This is a genomic window from Runella sp. R5_40, from assembly GCF_057652295.1.
The window spans coordinates 24,237-38,982 of record NZ_JBYFCH010000028.1; the positions used below are offsets into that span (position 1 = coordinate 24,237).

General features: G+C 41.5%; 13 protein-coding genes. 5 read left to right on the forward strand and 8 right to left on the reverse strand.

Translation table 11 applies throughout. From position 1 onward, the window contains the following. Positions 1–5: 5 nt before the first annotated feature. The gene (locus AC23N5_RS28170; protein WP_122929408.1) at positions 6–131 is read right to left on the reverse strand and encodes a FeoB-associated Cys-rich membrane protein; all 126 of its coding nucleotides are present in this window, start codon (positions 129–131) and stop codon (positions 6–8) included. A 104-nt stretch (positions 132–235) separates the two neighbouring features. On the opposite strand from AC23N5_RS28170, the gene AC23N5_RS28175 reads away from it, so the two are divergent. After that, on the forward strand, positions 236–1,471 hold the full coding sequence (locus AC23N5_RS28175; RefSeq protein WP_487758084.1) for an MFS transporter: 1,236 nt from the start codon (positions 236–238) through the stop codon (positions 1,469–1,471). Positions 1,472–1,629: 158 nt separating this feature from the next. Here AC23N5_RS28175 and AC23N5_RS28180 read toward each other — a convergent pair whose 3' ends face one another. Next, a complete protein-coding gene (locus AC23N5_RS28180; RefSeq protein ID WP_028526377.1) occupies positions 1,630–2,010 on the reverse strand; it encodes a DUF1573 domain-containing protein in 381 nt (126 codons plus the stop codon). Between the two features lie 215 nt (positions 2,011–2,225). On the opposite strand from AC23N5_RS28180, the gene AC23N5_RS28185 reads away from it, so the two are divergent. From AC23N5_RS28185 to AC23N5_RS28200, 4 genes are all read left to right on the forward strand, one after another. Further along, positions 2,226–3,476 carry a sensor histidine kinase gene (locus AC23N5_RS28185; protein WP_183971576.1) on the forward strand — a complete coding sequence of 417 codons (1,251 nt, stop codon included), beginning with the start codon at positions 2,226–2,228 and terminating at the stop codon, positions 3,474–3,476. Between the two features lie 161 nt (positions 3,477–3,637). Then, positions 3,638–4,333 carry a response regulator transcription factor gene (locus tag AC23N5_RS28190; protein WP_487758085.1) on the forward strand — a complete coding sequence of 232 codons (696 nt, stop codon included), beginning with the start codon at positions 3,638–3,640 and terminating at the stop codon, positions 4,331–4,333. 2,141 nt (positions 4,334–6,474) lie between these two features. Then, positions 6,475–6,711, forward strand: coding sequence for a type II toxin-antitoxin system Phd/YefM family antitoxin (locus tag AC23N5_RS28195; RefSeq protein WP_472490468.1), 237 nt, complete (start codon positions 6,475–6,477; stop codon positions 6,709–6,711). Beyond that, positions 6,708–7,106: a type II toxin-antitoxin system VapC family toxin gene (locus tag AC23N5_RS28200; RefSeq protein ID WP_487758086.1), complete on the forward strand. Its 399-nt coding sequence runs from the start codon at positions 6,708–6,710 to the stop codon at positions 7,104–7,106. Before AC23N5_RS28195 ends, AC23N5_RS28200 begins: the two co-directional genes overlap by 4 nt. 390 nt (positions 7,107–7,496) lie before the next feature. On the opposite strand, the gene AC23N5_RS28205 is transcribed toward AC23N5_RS28200, so the two are convergent. The 6 genes from AC23N5_RS28205 to AC23N5_RS28230 all read right to left on the reverse strand — a co-directional run bounded on the left by AC23N5_RS28205 (position 7,497) and on the right by AC23N5_RS28230 (position 14,740). After that, on the reverse strand, positions 7,497–7,982 hold the full coding sequence (locus tag AC23N5_RS28205) for a hypothetical protein (protein ID WP_487758087.1): 486 nt from the start codon (positions 7,980–7,982) through the stop codon (positions 7,497–7,499). A gap of 287 nt (positions 7,983–8,269) precedes the next feature. After that, positions 8,270–9,880 carry an ORC-CDC6 family AAA ATPase gene (locus AC23N5_RS28210; protein WP_487758088.1) on the reverse strand — a complete coding sequence of 537 codons (1,611 nt, stop codon included), beginning with the start codon at positions 9,878–9,880 and terminating at the stop codon, positions 8,270–8,272. Between the two features lie 5 nt (positions 9,881–9,885). Then, positions 9,886–10,608: a hypothetical protein gene (locus AC23N5_RS28215; protein ID WP_487758089.1), complete on the reverse strand. Its 723-nt coding sequence runs from the start codon at positions 10,606–10,608 to the stop codon at positions 9,886–9,888. Between the two features lie 233 nt (positions 10,609–10,841). Continuing rightward, positions 10,842–12,101 (reverse strand): hypothetical protein, encoded by a 1,260-nt coding sequence (locus tag AC23N5_RS28220; RefSeq protein ID WP_487758090.1) that lies wholly within the window; start codon positions 12,099–12,101, stop codon positions 10,842–10,844. Positions 12,102–12,482: 381 nt separating this feature from the next. Continuing rightward, a complete protein-coding gene (locus tag AC23N5_RS28225) occupies positions 12,483–13,274 on the reverse strand; it encodes a 2-oxo acid dehydrogenase subunit E2 (protein ID WP_487758091.1) in 792 nt (263 codons plus the stop codon). 20 nt (positions 13,275–13,294) lie between these two features. Next, complete coding sequence (locus AC23N5_RS28230; RefSeq protein WP_487758092.1) at positions 13,295–14,740, reverse strand: aldo/keto reductase; 1,446 nt, start codon at positions 14,738–14,740, stop codon at positions 13,295–13,297. Positions 14,741–14,746 lie beyond the last annotated feature (6 nt).

Consider the following 14,746-nt stretch of genomic DNA (forward strand, 5'->3'; position numbering starts at 1 on the left):
TCTGCCTACTTCTCGCAGCCGCAGCCCTTGGCACATCCCGACTTTTTGGGACTGAGTTCTTTACGGATTCGATTTCCGACGTATCCTACCGCACCGATAAAAAGCAACCCAATCAAGATGGTTTCAAGCATGGCGTTATCGTTATTAGTTTTGAAGAAAATGGTTTAAATAACTTTCGTAAAAAACGCCTTTTTGCGTAATTGCGTTCCAGACGACCCTTTTGAACCTAACTTTTATGAAAACTCCTACTTCGGAAGCTGTTTCGCTTCGCCCTCTTGTAAGCTTACCCGTAATTGTGGCCGCTTTGGGCTATTTTGTGGATGTATATGACTTATTGGTCTTCAACATTGTGCGCGTACCTAGTCTCAAAGACATGGGGCTTTCACCCGAAGAGGTGTCGCTCTTGGGCGGAAAAATCTACAATTGGCAGCAAGCAGGACTCCTTGTTGGTGGAATTTTGTGGGGAATTTTGGCCGACAAACGGGGGCGTTTATCCGTTTTGTTTGGCTCGATTATCATGTATTCCTTCGCCAATATTCTGTGCGGCTTTGTGCAATCGCCCGATGTCTATGCCCTGTTACGTTTTGTGGCAGGCGTTGGGTTGGCGGGGGAGCTTGGGGCAGGACTTACCTTAGTCGCCGAAATTTTACCCCAACGGCTACGTGGTTATGGTTCGTCGATTGTGGCGAGCGTAGGGCTATTGGGAGCCGTTGTCGCCTTCTTGACCAATAATCTATTCGACTGGCGAACTACCTATTTTGTGGGTGGTGGCTTGGGACTGGTACTGCTGCTTATGCGGGTAGGATTATTGGAATCGGGCATGTTTGAAAAAGCCAAAGTCTTACCCTCAAAGCGAGGGAGCATGTTGTCATTTTTCACCGATGGCCCACGTTTTTGGAAGTATATGCGCTGCATTGGCGTAGGTGTACCTACCTATTTTGTGATTGGTATTATGGCCACTTACGGAAATGAATTTGGGGCGGCGTTGGGAGTTCAGCCCGACATTGTAGCAGGAAAATGCGTCATGTATGTGTTTATTGGAACGGTCATTGGCGATATGTTCAGTGGCATACTAAGTCAATGGCTTCAATCGCGCAAGAAAGCGATTGGCGTAATGACGACCATGACCCTCGTTGGCATCACGGTGTATCTGTATGGCGGTATCCAAACGGCTAGTTCTTTCTATGCACTTTGTGGCGTGCTTGGCTTTTCTATTGGTTACATTGCCATGTTTCTGACCGCAACGGCCGAAAGTTTTGGTACAAACCTTAGAGCGACGGCCACTTCAACCGTTGCTAATTTTGTGCGAGCTACTACTTTACTGACGTTACCCTTGTTTCAAACGCTTAAACCTAGTTTAGGAGTTATAACAGCGGGAGCGTTGGTAGCGGCGCTTTGTTTCTTCATTGGGTATATTTCTTTATACTTTATGGAAGAAACCTTTCACAAGAACCTGGATTACGTTGAATAAAAAATTGGGCGAGCCACTAATGGCTCGCCCGACTGTTTTCTGGCTGTTTTCAGTAATTGAGCAAAAGTTTCAGGATACTTGTTTTATCGCAACTTACTGATTTAAAACAGATAACGATTAACTTGTGCTTTAGCACTTAAAAATGATGTAGGATAGAATTATTGGATAACTTCACCTTGGATATTGAGCGTTACAGCACCGCCTTCTGCGTTAGATTCTACCGTAACTGTTTTGTTGAACGAGCCCGCAGCAGCAGCATTGAAAGTCGCTTTGATGGTTCCAGAAGCGCCTGGCATAACGGGTTCTTTGGGATATTCTACCCCTGTGCAACCACACGAACCATACGCTTTTCCGATAATTAAAGGTGCTTCTCCTTTGTTGGTAAACTTAAATTCGGCAGTTACAGGCTTACCTTGTTTGATTTTTCCAAAGTTGTGATTGGTCTCTACCCAACCAAAAGCCGCCAACCATACATTGGCAAAAACAAGGGTAGTAGCAAAGAACATCGTTAGAACTGAGAGAAAAGTTACTTTTTTCATGGTAGTACGTTTTGTTTTAAGTGAATAAATGTGTTGTCGTTTGACGATTCAAAAGTACTTGGTCAATTTGGTACTCGCTGTTAACAAAAACTGAACGTTTGTTAATGCTTTGTTAATAACTTCAAAAGAATCTGACGAAAGCGTTACTTTCGTATGAGATTTTCTACTAATATTGAAGTTAGTACATTTTTAACCTAAAAACGTGCGAAAGCACCATGTCAAGAAACACGATTCGCCTTCTAATCATTTTGTCCACTCTATCCATCATCGGAGTGATCATCACTCAGATCTATTGGGTGCGTAAGGCATTAGACATGCGCGAACGTCAGTTTAACCAACGCGCCCACGTAGCTTTGCAGGAAGTGGCCAATGACCTCTCGAAACTCAACGGCGTCATGTTGCACAACAATCCTGTGGAGCAATTGTCGTCCAATTATTTTTTGGTCAATACCAACGCCATGGTGGACCCCGCTTTGGTGGAACATTATCTTAAAAACCGCTTTCAACAAAACGCCATCGTAAGCGACTTTGAAGTAGGTATTTATGATTGTGCCAGCAACAAAATGTTTTATGGGGTGGCACTAAGTACCCGTAACGACAACAAAAAGCCAACCCAAACGGCCAATTGGCTGAAATCAAACAAATACCCTTACTATTTTGGCGTACGTTTCCCTTCCCAAAACATTTCGGTAATTAGCGATTTGAGGGGCTGGATTGGCTCTTCGTTGTTGGTATTATTGGCGGTAAGCTTTTTTGGGTATGCACTGTTTGTGATTTTGCGCCAACGTCAACTGACGGAAGTGCAACGCGATTTTATTAATAACATGACGCACGAACTGCAAACGCCCATCGCTACCATTCGTATTGCCGCCGACGTGTTGAATACGCCCGCCATCAAAGACCAACCTGAGCGTTTGAAAAAATACACGTCCATTGTAAAAGAGGAAGCGTTACGCCTGCAAAACCAAGTAGAAACGGTGCTGAATATGGCCAAGGCTGAAAAAAATTCTCTTCCGTTAACAATTGAATGGCTTGATGTTCATCAAATTATTTCATCATTGGCCAACAAATACGAAATTAACCTGACGCTCCACCTCAATGCCACGGAGCCCTATATTCACGCCGACCGCCTGCATTTGTCAAATGCCATCAGTAATTTGATTGACAATGCGTTTAAATATACGCCGCAAAATCCTGATATTCATCTGGAAACCGTTTCTCAAAATGGCAGTTTGATAATTATTGTACGCGACAATGGCATCGGAATTGCTCCCGAACATCATCGAAAGGTATTTGACAAATTTTATCGGGTTTCAACGGGAAATATTCACAACGTGAAAGGTTTTGGCATTGGGCTGAGTTATGTCCAACAGATTGTGAAAGCGCACCATTGGAAACTTGATTTGAAAAGCGAGCTTGGAAAAGGAAGTGAGTTTAAAATAAAAATCCCTTTGAAGAAAGGGTAAAACGGTTGGTTGGCTTACCAACACGAGGTTTTGAGAAACCTCTGGTTTGGTTGTGAGCAACCAAACACACTTGTGATTTTGGTTGCTTACAACCAAAATGTACTTTGATGTGGTTTTGGTTTCTCAAAACCAAAACGCATATAACGACAAATTATAGAAATATGCCCCGCATTTTATACGTAGAAGACGACCCAAATCTTGGTTTTGTCACAAAAGATAACCTCGAATTAAATCATTATGAAATCGTTCATTGCGTGGATGGACAAGAAGCGCTGACGACTTTTTCGGAGCAGCAACCGTTCGATATGTGCGTGTTGGATGTGATGCTTCCTTTGATGGACGGGTTTACGTTGGCAAAAAAAATCAGAGAACAAGACAAACATGTACCCATTCTGTTTTTGACCGCAAGGGCCTTACAGGAGGATAAATTACACGGTTTACGCATTGGTGGCGATGATTACCTCACTAAGCCGTTTAGTATGGAAGAATTGATGCTCAAAATTGAGATTTTTTTGCGCCGAAGCCAACGAACGGAAGTCAAAACCGAAAAAGTGGAGAAAGCCCAAATGTATGTGGGAAAATACGTTTTTGACTTTGAGAAACTTTCCCTCCAACTCGCCGACAAAAGCCATACCCTCACCTACCGTGAGGCCGAAGTACTGAGGTACCTCTCTAGCCGCCCCAATGAGGTCATCAAAAGAGAAGACCTTCTTAAAGCCATTTGGGGCGATGATGATTACTTTATGGGACGAAGCCTTGATGTGTTTATGTCGCGTTTGCGTAAATACCTATGCGATGACCCAAGCATTAAAATTGAAGGCATTCATGGGGTTGGTTTTCGGATGCGTTGGTCTTAGCTGGATGAGATGGCGACTGAAAATACTCAAAAGTGTGCTTACGTGGCTTGTACTAAGTAGTGGGTTTGGAGCGCAAGGGCAAGCCACTCCTGCCCAAGTTCGCAAATCCATCGATTCGCTACTAAGCGTTCCCCCCTCCATCAACGCCTCTTCCCTTAGGAATAGCTTGCATAAATTGGTGGATTGGGTAGAAGCGAATACCCCCGAATCTCCCGAAAAATACGGTGCCAAAGGCGATGGCATAACCGATGACCGCGCCGCCTTTGAAGCTTGGATAGCGGCCAATCCTTCGGGAACGCTTAGGATTCCTGCAAAAACATACAAAATCAACGGTACATTCACCATTTCGAGTGGAAGTTCGGGCAATTCCAAACTCCGCATTGATGCTACGGGCGCAACCATACTTACCGAAAACACTCCTACTACGCCTGTTTTACGCATTGCTCAATCAAAGTATTTGACCATAACAGGACTGACCATTGATGGCCTTGTCGATTTTGACGGCATGTGGTATTCCGATTTCCAAAATTGTAAGTTTTTGAAATCAGTCAAATTTGGCTTTACGAATGCCGCTACTTTCGACGAATTTTACTGGAATACGTGGACGAGTTGCGATTTTAACGAAATTTGGATTCATACAGGAACAGCAGCCGACTTGCGCGAATTTAATGCCAATGCCTTTTACCGATGTTCTATTTGGAAAGGAGACTACGCCATTCGAGTTTTTGGCAATCAGTTGTTGCAAGGTTTTTATTTTTACAATTGTGATATTTCCTACCAAAAAAATAGCCTTTTGTACGTCGATGAGCCGTTGGTCGATGGCTCACTGTTTTTCTTCGGAGGGTATTGGGATTCGGAAAAAGGAATGCCTATCAACACCAAAGGGATTGTCATCAATGCGCAAGGGGTAATTACCCCCAACAGTGCCAATGCGAGTTCTTTCACACTACCAACAGGCTCTAAACAAACATCCGATGTGTATTCGGGCGCACGAAATGGCTCTCGTTTGGCGACTTCGGCGGTCAATTTGTTCAAAAACGGAGATTTACAATTTGGCACCAATGCCATCTCTAACGCTGGTCTTACAATGACCCTCAGGCAAGGAACTGGCATGTTTGGGCGGTACCTGCACTGTGAAGCATCAGAAGTGCGGCACATCGACTTTGAATCCATCGCCGCGCCTTTTTCGGGCACCTATTCCGTCACAGTGATTGGCCGAAACACGACAAAGTCAGTGCTGGTGCCTGTGTTGGTCAAAAACAACAAAGAAGTACTTTATACCCCTGTGCATTTACGAGATGCGAGTATAGCCGACGAAAGTTTTGTGGTGAGTTCGGCCAATGTAGAACTAGCTCAGGGAGAAATCTTAAAGCTTCGTTTCTACACGCAAGACAAGGTTTTAAACAGTTTTGACATCGCATACTGCGGACTCACTTACGGTAAAATGGGGGTGTTGTATGCCCCACTCCATCCTTTGGCCCGCACCGCTGCCGACCAAGACGTGTCGGGTATTGGCTTAAAAACGACCTATGCGCAAGTAGAAATTTTGAACGTACCTACTAGCCTTTTTAAGTTAAAGATGTCGAATTATTCCCGAATTTCGGCGGAGTTGACTTGTTTTGGCGAAGACCAAACCTATCCCGACGGCGCAACGTTTTCCAAACACATCATCACCGCTAATCGACACGAAGGAGCCATTACATTTTCACTTTTGCCCGTGGTAGCTAGCGCCAAAGCTGGTGCCATAGCCACTGCACCTATCATTACTCTTGAAGACAATGGGGGTGTTTTTTTGGAGATAAAAGCAACTGCCACCGACGGCAACGTACGCTTCAAGTGTAAACTGGAAGGAAGCTACTAAAACCAATACATCGATTTTGAATCACTTAAATACCCTCCCCGTGCGAGGTGTCCACGACGCGGTGGTCGAGGGCAGCTAGGTTGCCTTCTTGTTTGCTATTTCTCGTTTCCATACAGTAAAGACACGATAGCGCGGGCGTATCGCTCGTGCTCACTATTCCGAGGTTTCTAGCCCTAGAAAGGAAAATGCAAGGCTGGAAGCCTGATAATCAAAGACACGAACGGGATCCTTCTTGACAACTTGGCAAGAAAATAGTAGATTTGAGTAAAAAAGTACAAAGATGAGAACAATGACCGTCGGAGATTTGAAAGCTAATTTTTCAGAAATTTTGAAAGACGTACAAAGTGGTGAAAAAATCGCTATCGCTTTTGGTAAGAAAAAAGAAATTGTGGCGTATTTAGTCCCAAAAAGCAGCGAAAAACCTAAAAAAAGACCTTTGGGGCTCTTGGAAGGTAAAATGACAGTAACATTTGCGGATGATTTCAAAATGACCGAGGAGGAGTTTTTGGGACTATGAAATACTTACTGGATACGCATACGCTTATTTGGTTGATTACCAAGAAAGAAAAGCTATCAGCCAAAGTTGCAAAAATCATAGAGAATTCCGAAAATGAAATTGCAGTAAGCGCTATTAGTTTTTGGGAAATTTCATTGAAATACTCACTGGGTAAATTACAATTAGAAGGTGGAACTCCCGAAAATATTTATGAATCCGTTGAGATTTTAGCCTTCGACATGATTCCTCTTTCTCCCAAAATTTGTAATACGTTTCATCATTTAACAGGCAATTACCACAAAGACCCTTTTGATAAAATGTTGATTTGGCTGGCTATTTCTGATAATTATACCCTCTTGAGTTGTGACCCATCTATTCAACTTTACGAATCAGAGGGTTTGAAGATACTTTGGTAGTATGTGCGATAGCGCGAGCGTGCTCACTATTCCGAGGCTTCTAGCCTTGGAAAGGAAAAATGCAAGGCTGGAAGCCTGATAATCAAAGACACGAACGAGACGCTCGCGCCATCGGGAAAAATGTTCAATTGACCACATTACCCGCCATTGTGTCAAAAACTACGATAGCGCGGGCGTATCGCTCGTGCTCACTATTCCGAGGCTTCTAGCCTTGGAAAGGAAAAATAAAAGACTGGAAGCCTGATAATAAATGACACAAACGAGACGTTCGCGCCATCGGGTTTGGTGAGCACTCACCGCTAGGCTGGCCGCCCGCCCGAGTTTCGTTCAATCCCGAACGCTTTTGGGAGTTTCATGACTTGGTCTTCGGCCACCACGAATGCTTCGTTATTAGTGGCTGGCGTTTCTATTTTTAATAATTTTTGAATTTTCTTGTTTGTTCGTCATCCACAAATGAACTTCGTAAAAATCTTCTCCCTCAAGTCCATCTTCACTTAATTTATCAAGATTTCCGTAATAAATTCTTGCTCTATAAATTCCATTTTTAAGTTCAATTCTTTTTGCGTCTGGGAAATAGTCTGTACAACCTGCAATCACAATTTTACCTGAATTGACTTCAATATTACATTCATTTATTTGTCCGATTACATTTTCAACATCGGTCAAAAACGCTGGTTCAGTGTCAAAAGTTTTAATGGTAACAGGAACATCCATATTTCTTACTGTACCAACTCCAATTGTCCCATCTGTTATAGCCAAAAGTTGTTCAACAGCTTCATCAGTCCATTTTTCACTTAAATCTCCATTCGCATTTTCGTCTTGAATATAGAATTGAAAATAATCAGCAAAAATTTCTAGTTTTATTTCGTTTGTCATCTTATTTGACTTATTTGTTAAACGGGTTGTTGTACTACACTTGCTACTAACGTTTTCGACCCTTGCGTTCGGGCAGATTTCGGGATTGATGCAAGGCAAAATTCAATGAACCAAGTCACCCGTCTTTGAGTCAAACACTTGTTAGCGACTGGGGCGGCACTTTGCAACTCCATAACAAAAGAAAAGGGTTTGGTGAGCTCTCACCGCCACCGAAGGCTTCGTTCAACAGTGCCTTCATGGCTTGGCCTTCGGCCACCACGAAAGCTTAGTTATTATACGCAGATTTTCTATCCATTTAAGTATTCATATACCGATGTTGTCGCTGCTGTTTTAACTAGTCTAGCTCTTTTGTCGCCTACATAATATACAGTTTTTAAGTTAGCTTCTGTTGTATTTAAAATATCTTTTACTGATAAAACATTTATCTTTTTTAAAGCTTCTTTAATCCAGTCACTTAGGTCCAAAACATTAATTGTTTTATCAAGTTCTTTAATCAATATTTCATTCATGTCGTTTTCTTTGAAATTAGGAATTTTGTCAACCAAGTCCTTAAAATAAGGATTATTCATTCCAAATTCAGTCATTCTTTTTAAAGTTATGTTTCTTGCTATTGGAAGAGAGTTTGTTGATGGTGTTGATTCTTGAGAAAAGATGCATCCTAAGTTTATTAAATATCTTGTACCGACTTCAGAACTTCCAGCTTTAATACCCTTTCCATGCTCTTGGATTATACCTGTATATTCTAAAAGTCGCAAAGATTCTTTAACAGTCTGTGGAACATCTTTGTGAACCCAAATAAAGCAAGATGTTTGTTTGTCGCTATGTATATAGTTATTATTCTTTTTTTGTAATTCTGGTAAAATTACGTTCTCAATAAATTGTCTTCCCCAATCAATTAATCCAGTTTGTCCAGGATATTTTTCGCTAAGATTGGAATGTTCAGCAAGTAATTCTACTTTGTAGAACTCTCTAATAGTTTCATTTAATTGGGTTGAACTTAGCTTTGAAGTTCTTGAAATAGATTTTAATAAAAATCTTGGATTACCCGATGCTGCATAAGCTAGGATTTCAAAGTTGTTTCTGTTTCTTGATATTTCAGTCAACAAATTACTATCTGCGTCTGTTTGCTTCTCGACAATTTCTCGCATCCGCTCAATATAAGAGTCAGAAAAAATATCTCTATTAATGTTTATGAAAGTTGCGTCTTGTGTATACTGAAATACATCACCATAAGAAGTAACACCAGGATAGACCGCAGCATTACAAGAAATGTATGGCGACCTAAGGTCTCGAAATAATGTAAAAAATTGCCTTTGTTGTTCAGGACGAAAAATATGTGCAGCTTCGTCAATGAGCAAGTTTATTCTTTTAATTCCAAGGTCTTCACAAATTTCTTGAATAGCATCTTTGAAATCGTCAACAGTAGGTATTGGAGTTGTAGCAATTTTATTTGTAGGATTTTTCCATGATTCTTCATATAACTTTGCAACATCCTCAATTTTTAGATTGTCTTCTGAATATTCGCCACCACTTAACACATTTATAGAATGTGGTAAATTAGCTAACAAACCTTTTCTTCTCAATTGTCTTATCACCTTTGAACAAATCAATGATAACATCCAATTTGAAAATTGACTTTTATCACTTGAATGTATTAAAGAACTCTTATTGAAGGTTAGATAAACTGGCAGAACTTTTTCTGTAACAAATGCTTTGTTTAGTTCTTCTTCGGCAACTTTCATTAAAAAAGATTTCCCAACACCACGACTCCCAACCAAAATGATAGGGGAAACAGACTTAAGTTTTTCTATGACATCTCTATCTTGATTAGTCTCCACAAACAAATCAAGAATATCTTCATTAGGTATGTCCTCTGTTCTAAATAATAAATCAGACATGATTCTTAAATTTTAATTTTCTCTGAAATTTGTTGCAATGACTTGAATTCTTCAGAAACAGTTACAGAGATTTGTTTAATTTCTTCGGGATTTAATTGATTCAAATATCTTAAACAAAATGCGAATAGAATTACCCTTTTGATAATATCTGCTTTCACATTCCATTCGTAAAATAATTCTTTTGAGTATTTAAGTTTATCTGGTATTTTATCTATCACACTTTTGTTTCCATGTACATATTCAGAACACTCACGATATACTTTAGTAGTTATGTTGAAGAAGTGATTAAGTTCATTCTTTAAATCTGGAAAAAAGGCTTTACAAAATTTCTGTGAAAAGATTCCTTGAATTTGCTTGTTGTCCTTGTCTATACTTGCAACTTCATTCCAATATGTATCTCGTTCACCTATTTTCCATAGATTTAATTCAATCTCATTTGCTGAAAATAGTATAGCAACAAAGGTTCTTTCAAGAAAAAATCTTAAACCCATAAACGCCTGCTGATACATACCTTGATTATTGCTTAATAGGGCAAGTTGATACTCCTTAATTGCATTTTTTAAAATACTACTTTCAGGTCTATCCTGTAATACATCTAGCCAAATTGCAAAGTCATGAAGAAAAGCGTGATTGGATGATAGTAAGTCCAAATCCTCATTAGCCATTGACTTTTCAATTATCTCAATGGCATCCTGTCCTAGTTTTTTATAATGGTCTGTCACTTTCATAAATTTGCGTATTACGTTCGAGGCTTGGCGATGGCGTGGCTTTTGCGTTTCGTCACGCTGGAACTGAAGCCAAATATAGTGATGTTGTTGATTGATTGCATAAAAGACCAAAAGCGTTCTGTCGAGCCCGTGATGAAAGGAAAATAGCATTATAAAAGTTGATGCTTAATTCATCTGCCACGCTATTGCCAAACCTTTTGTTGGTGGTAGTTGTACTCTTCTTAACTTGAAATCTATCTAAATTCTGTCGGAATAGCTATGCTGTTACTTGTTGCAATGTTATGAAACTGAGTTTTTAAGTCTGGCATATTAGAAAAAGATTTTTTTAATTCTCGTATTAACCATTGAGATGGATTTGCTCGTTGCGACATTTCAAAAACACACTTCACGATTTGTGCGTTTAAAGGAAAATGTTCTATAAATGAAATAATTAAATCACACTTGCTGTTTACCCACATAAAATCGTTCAAATCTTTTTCAAAAATAGCGACTTTAAAAATAGTATCAAAAAAGCTGTTAGCTTTCAAAGTGTCAATGTCTTTACTTTCTGGAAGTTTGTGATAGTCTGTTTGACTAAAGTGAGCAAAAATTTCTTTGTTAGCTTCTTCAATTTGTTCTTTAGGAATTAAAGAGTGTCTTAATAAACCTGAAAATATATTAAATGGATTTATAGCTAATGATTTATTATAAATTCTAGTTTTCCAAATAGTTCTAATCTCGCTTACGGTATAATTGAGTTGATTTACTTTGTCTGGATAAACGTTTAAAAATTTTATATCTCGTTCTTCTTCTTTTAGATAGTCTATTAATGCTTCTTGTGTTCTAGCGTCAGCAACATCTAAGATTTTTGAGTAAACTTTTAATGTATCAGAGTCGCCATACCACCATCTTCTCCCATCAATTCTCGTTTTTAGGTCTGTAAAGAAATCATTTAGATTACTTGTCAAAACGCTTGTTTCAATTTCTTTTACAAGATGAGTAAAGTCTGCATTTGTCGGTGTTTTAGTGTCGTCAAAATGTTCATCAAACTTGTTTAAAAGTGTTGCCATTCCACCTTCAACAGTCATTTTAGGAATATTGCTTTTTATAAAACTCCAAAAGGCTTCTGTATGATGACTTTCAATTTCATTGTGTTTAAAATGTGCACAATCATTTCTTCTATCCTTCCAAAATCTTAACTGTAGTTTTAAGTCTTCCGTCAAAAGAAAAATTGGCTTTTTAGTTCTAATTAATATCTCAAAAACTTCTTTTTCCCAAAGTTCGTCATTGTTGATATTTGAAATAATTGAATTCCACTCTGGTTCAGTAAATAAAATTGGACGTTGCGATTTAATTATTGTTTCTTTTATGATTGTCAAAAAACCAATATAAGAAAAAATTAGTGATGCCCTATACGCACCATTTCGATAACAAACTACTGATTCGTTAAAGAGTTTTCGAATATTATTTGAATAACCTTTTTCTAAAACCCAAAATTCAATTTGTAATTTCATAATAAAATTGTCAATATGTTAGAGTTGTCATTACAATTACCACCAACTCCCAAATATCCGAAAGTTTTGTAGTACTTTTTGTATTTATTTGTATTATTAAAACATTTAATTTAACTTTTTACATACCTATTATCGCCCCAAAAATCTCACCTATTTCACGGGCAAACCGATTCCACCCAAAACGTATGAAAAGCCAATGAGGTCGAAAAAGCAAAGGCGTATGTCGCTTTGTAAATATATCCCAAAGATTAGTTGAATTCAAAACTAACTGCCTAATTCCTAAAAGTTTTTTAAAAATTGTTGAGGAGGAGTAGGTGTTGTGCGGTGGGTGTTGGACCTCTCCTTCGTCGAGGTGACAAATAGGCGTAGCTTGGTTACCCATTAGCGTTCGAGCAAACTCGGATTCGCAATCATTTTTTTGAGGTATTTAAACAACTTTCCGCCGTGCGAGGCGTCCACCACGCGGTGGTCGAGGGCAGCACCCAGCGAAAGAATCGTGCGGGGAACGACTTGCCCGTTTACCACCCACGGTTTTTGAGAAACGCCCCCTAAAATCAACACAAACGAAACGTTGGCCGAGGGAAACAAGGCGGGGTAGCCCATGTCCAACCCAATGCTGCCGATGTTAGAAAGAAAAAACGCGCCAAAATTATTGGCCGACAGCCCCAAACTAGGAATCGTCCACCCCAAGCGCACAGTCACGTACCGAATCAGGCGATAGACGTAGTCGCGGAAGGGCCACGGAATACGCGCTAAGGTTTCTTTCTGTTTTTTAGATTTGTCGTCGCCCTTTTGCGCTGTTTGAATCGCTTGCCGCAACGCCTCGGCCAGCGTCGCAAGGGTATGTTTGTCAATGTGTTGCATTTTTACCGACCCCATTTCACCGTTGGCCATCAAGACACTCACCGTGGCGTCGATGCTCGGAAAAGGTACGATGGTGCCGCGTTTGACGTAGGTATTAAACTCAGGAACTTCGTCGCGGAGGGCGCGGGCAGTGGCCAGCAGAAAAAAATGCGTAAGGGTGATTTTTACTCCCGCTTTGCGCTGTTGTTGGATGTACTGTTCCAGCTCCGTAATGTCCACTTCCACCGACCCAAAAATTTTAGAATCGTTGGGTTTTTGGTAAATGGTCGAGGCCGTTTTGCGCCAAGCGGTGTTAAAATCGTTCGTCATACTTCCGTTTTCCTTCCATTTTATGGTTCAATCATCGCCTCGGCTTCCATTTCGACCAAGTATTCGTCGCCAATCAAATCGGCCCGCACCATCGTATTGGCGGGTTGAATCGTCGCAAACCGAACCCCGTGGGCGCGGGCAATGGGTTCCCAATCGTCGATGTTACGAATGAAAATGCGCGTCCGAACCACGTCTTCCAACCTCGCCCCCAACGACTGCAACGCCCCTTCCAGCTTGTCGATGATAAAATGAGCCTGCGAAGCGGGGTCGTTGCCGCCAATCGCGCGGTGGCCGTGAGTGGCCGTCGTACCCGAAATCACAATGTTGTTGCCGCGTTTTACGGCACGGCTAAAGCCCGCAATGTCTTCCCAAATCGTCCCGCTCAGGGCGTGAGTGCGCCCGTCGTGACCCGTTTTGGTGGCATAAGGCGCGGGAAAACTCGCAATGTGGTGGCTCAAATCGCCCGAGGCCGTGAGGAAGGGCGGCTTGCGGTATTCGTCCCCACAATCGCCCTGAATAGGGTTTAGTAATCCCAAAACAGCGTCAATTTGAGCTTTTTCTTCCTGCGAAAGTTGGAATTCAAACAAACGGCGGTTCGACCGAATGTGCTCACTTTGGCTGGGCCGTGCCCCAATAATCACCCCACCCACGCCGCGCTGCTCCATGATGTAGCGACTCGCCACGTTGGCAATGTCCAGCGAGTGCCGCTGCGCGATGGTCGATAAAGTCGAAAGCAGTTGTTGAAACTGTTCCCAACTCCCTGCTTGGTCAATAAACCGTTTGTATTTCATCTGCGACCACGTCGCCAACTTCTCTTGGGTTGGTTCGAGTTTTTCCAGCCATTTTTCGCTCAAAAAACCACCCGCTACCGTCCCAAACGCCAGTAATTTTACGCCGTATTGTTGGCACACGTCCAGCATAAAGCGTTGCGCCCGTTGGTCGAGCAGCGAAAAACACACTTGGTTGGACACCACCTTGATGCCGCTATCCAGTGCCATTTTCAAGTGCGCGGTGTCAAAATTGGTCAAACCGAGGTGTTTGATAAGCCCTTCTTCTTGCAACTCTTGCAGCCAAAACAACTGGTCGAGCCAGGCGGGGTCGGCGTAGTTCCAAGCGTGGTATTGCAGCAAATCGAGGGTGTCGAGCTGCATTCGTTGGAGCGAAGTCTGTACCGCTTCGCGCACCTGCTCTTTGGTTAATTTCCCTGGCGTCGGCACCCATTTGGTGAGCAGTTGCACCGAGTCTTTGGGAAGGTATTTTTTGTGTAAAATCCCCGCAATGATTTCCGCCGAACCGTAATGGTCGGCCATGTCGAAGGTCGTAAAACCTGCTTCTACGTACGGCACCAACGCCCGTGCGGCCTCGTCCAAATCCAACGAACGTCCATCGCGTTCCATGTCAGCAATTTGCCAAAGTCCCGTTATGACGTTGGACGTTTGAAAATCGGGGGTTACTAAAGTCTGCATTCGTTT

Bases quoted from the DNA above. Each gene is read 5' to 3' on its own strand.
- AC23N5_RS28170 (WP_122929408.1), bottom strand. From the start codon at position 131: ATGCTTGAAACCATCTTGATTGGGTTGCTTTTTATCGGTGCGGTAGGA.
- AC23N5_RS28175 (WP_487758084.1), top strand. From the start codon at position 236: ATGAAAACTCCTACTTCGGAAGCTGTTTCGCTTCGCCCTCTTGTAAGC.
- AC23N5_RS28180 (WP_028526377.1), bottom strand. From the start codon at position 2,010: ATGAAAAAAGTAACTTTTCTCTCAGTTCTAACGATGTTCTTTGCTACT.
- AC23N5_RS28185 (WP_183971576.1), top strand. From the start codon at position 2,226: ATGTCAAGAAACACGATTCGCCTTCTAATCATTTTGTCCACTCTATCC.
- AC23N5_RS28190 (WP_487758085.1), top strand. From the start codon at position 3,638: ATGCCCCGCATTTTATACGTAGAAGACGACCCAAATCTTGGTTTTGTC.
- AC23N5_RS28195 (WP_472490468.1), top strand. From the start codon at position 6,475: ATGAGAACAATGACCGTCGGAGATTTGAAAGCTAATTTTTCAGAAATT.
- AC23N5_RS28200 (WP_487758086.1), top strand. From the start codon at position 6,708: ATGAAATACTTACTGGATACGCATACGCTTATTTGGTTGATTACCAAG.
- AC23N5_RS28205 (WP_487758087.1), bottom strand. From the start codon at position 7,982: ATGACAAACGAAATAAAACTAGAAATTTTTGCTGATTATTTTCAATTC.
- AC23N5_RS28210 (WP_487758088.1), bottom strand. From the start codon at position 9,880: ATGTCTGATTTATTATTTAGAACAGAGGACATACCTAATGAAGATATT.
- AC23N5_RS28215 (WP_487758089.1), bottom strand. From the start codon at position 10,608: ATGAAAGTGACAGACCATTATAAAAAACTAGGACAGGATGCCATTGAG.
- AC23N5_RS28220 (WP_487758090.1), bottom strand. From the start codon at position 12,101: ATGAAATTACAAATTGAATTTTGGGTTTTAGAAAAAGGTTATTCAAAT.
- AC23N5_RS28225 (WP_487758091.1), bottom strand. From the start codon at position 13,274: ATGACGAACGATTTTAACACCGCTTGGCGCAAAACGGCCTCGACCATT.
- AC23N5_RS28230 (WP_487758092.1), bottom strand. From the start codon at position 14,740: ATGCAGACTTTAGTAACCCCCGATTTTCAAACGTCCAACGTCATAACG.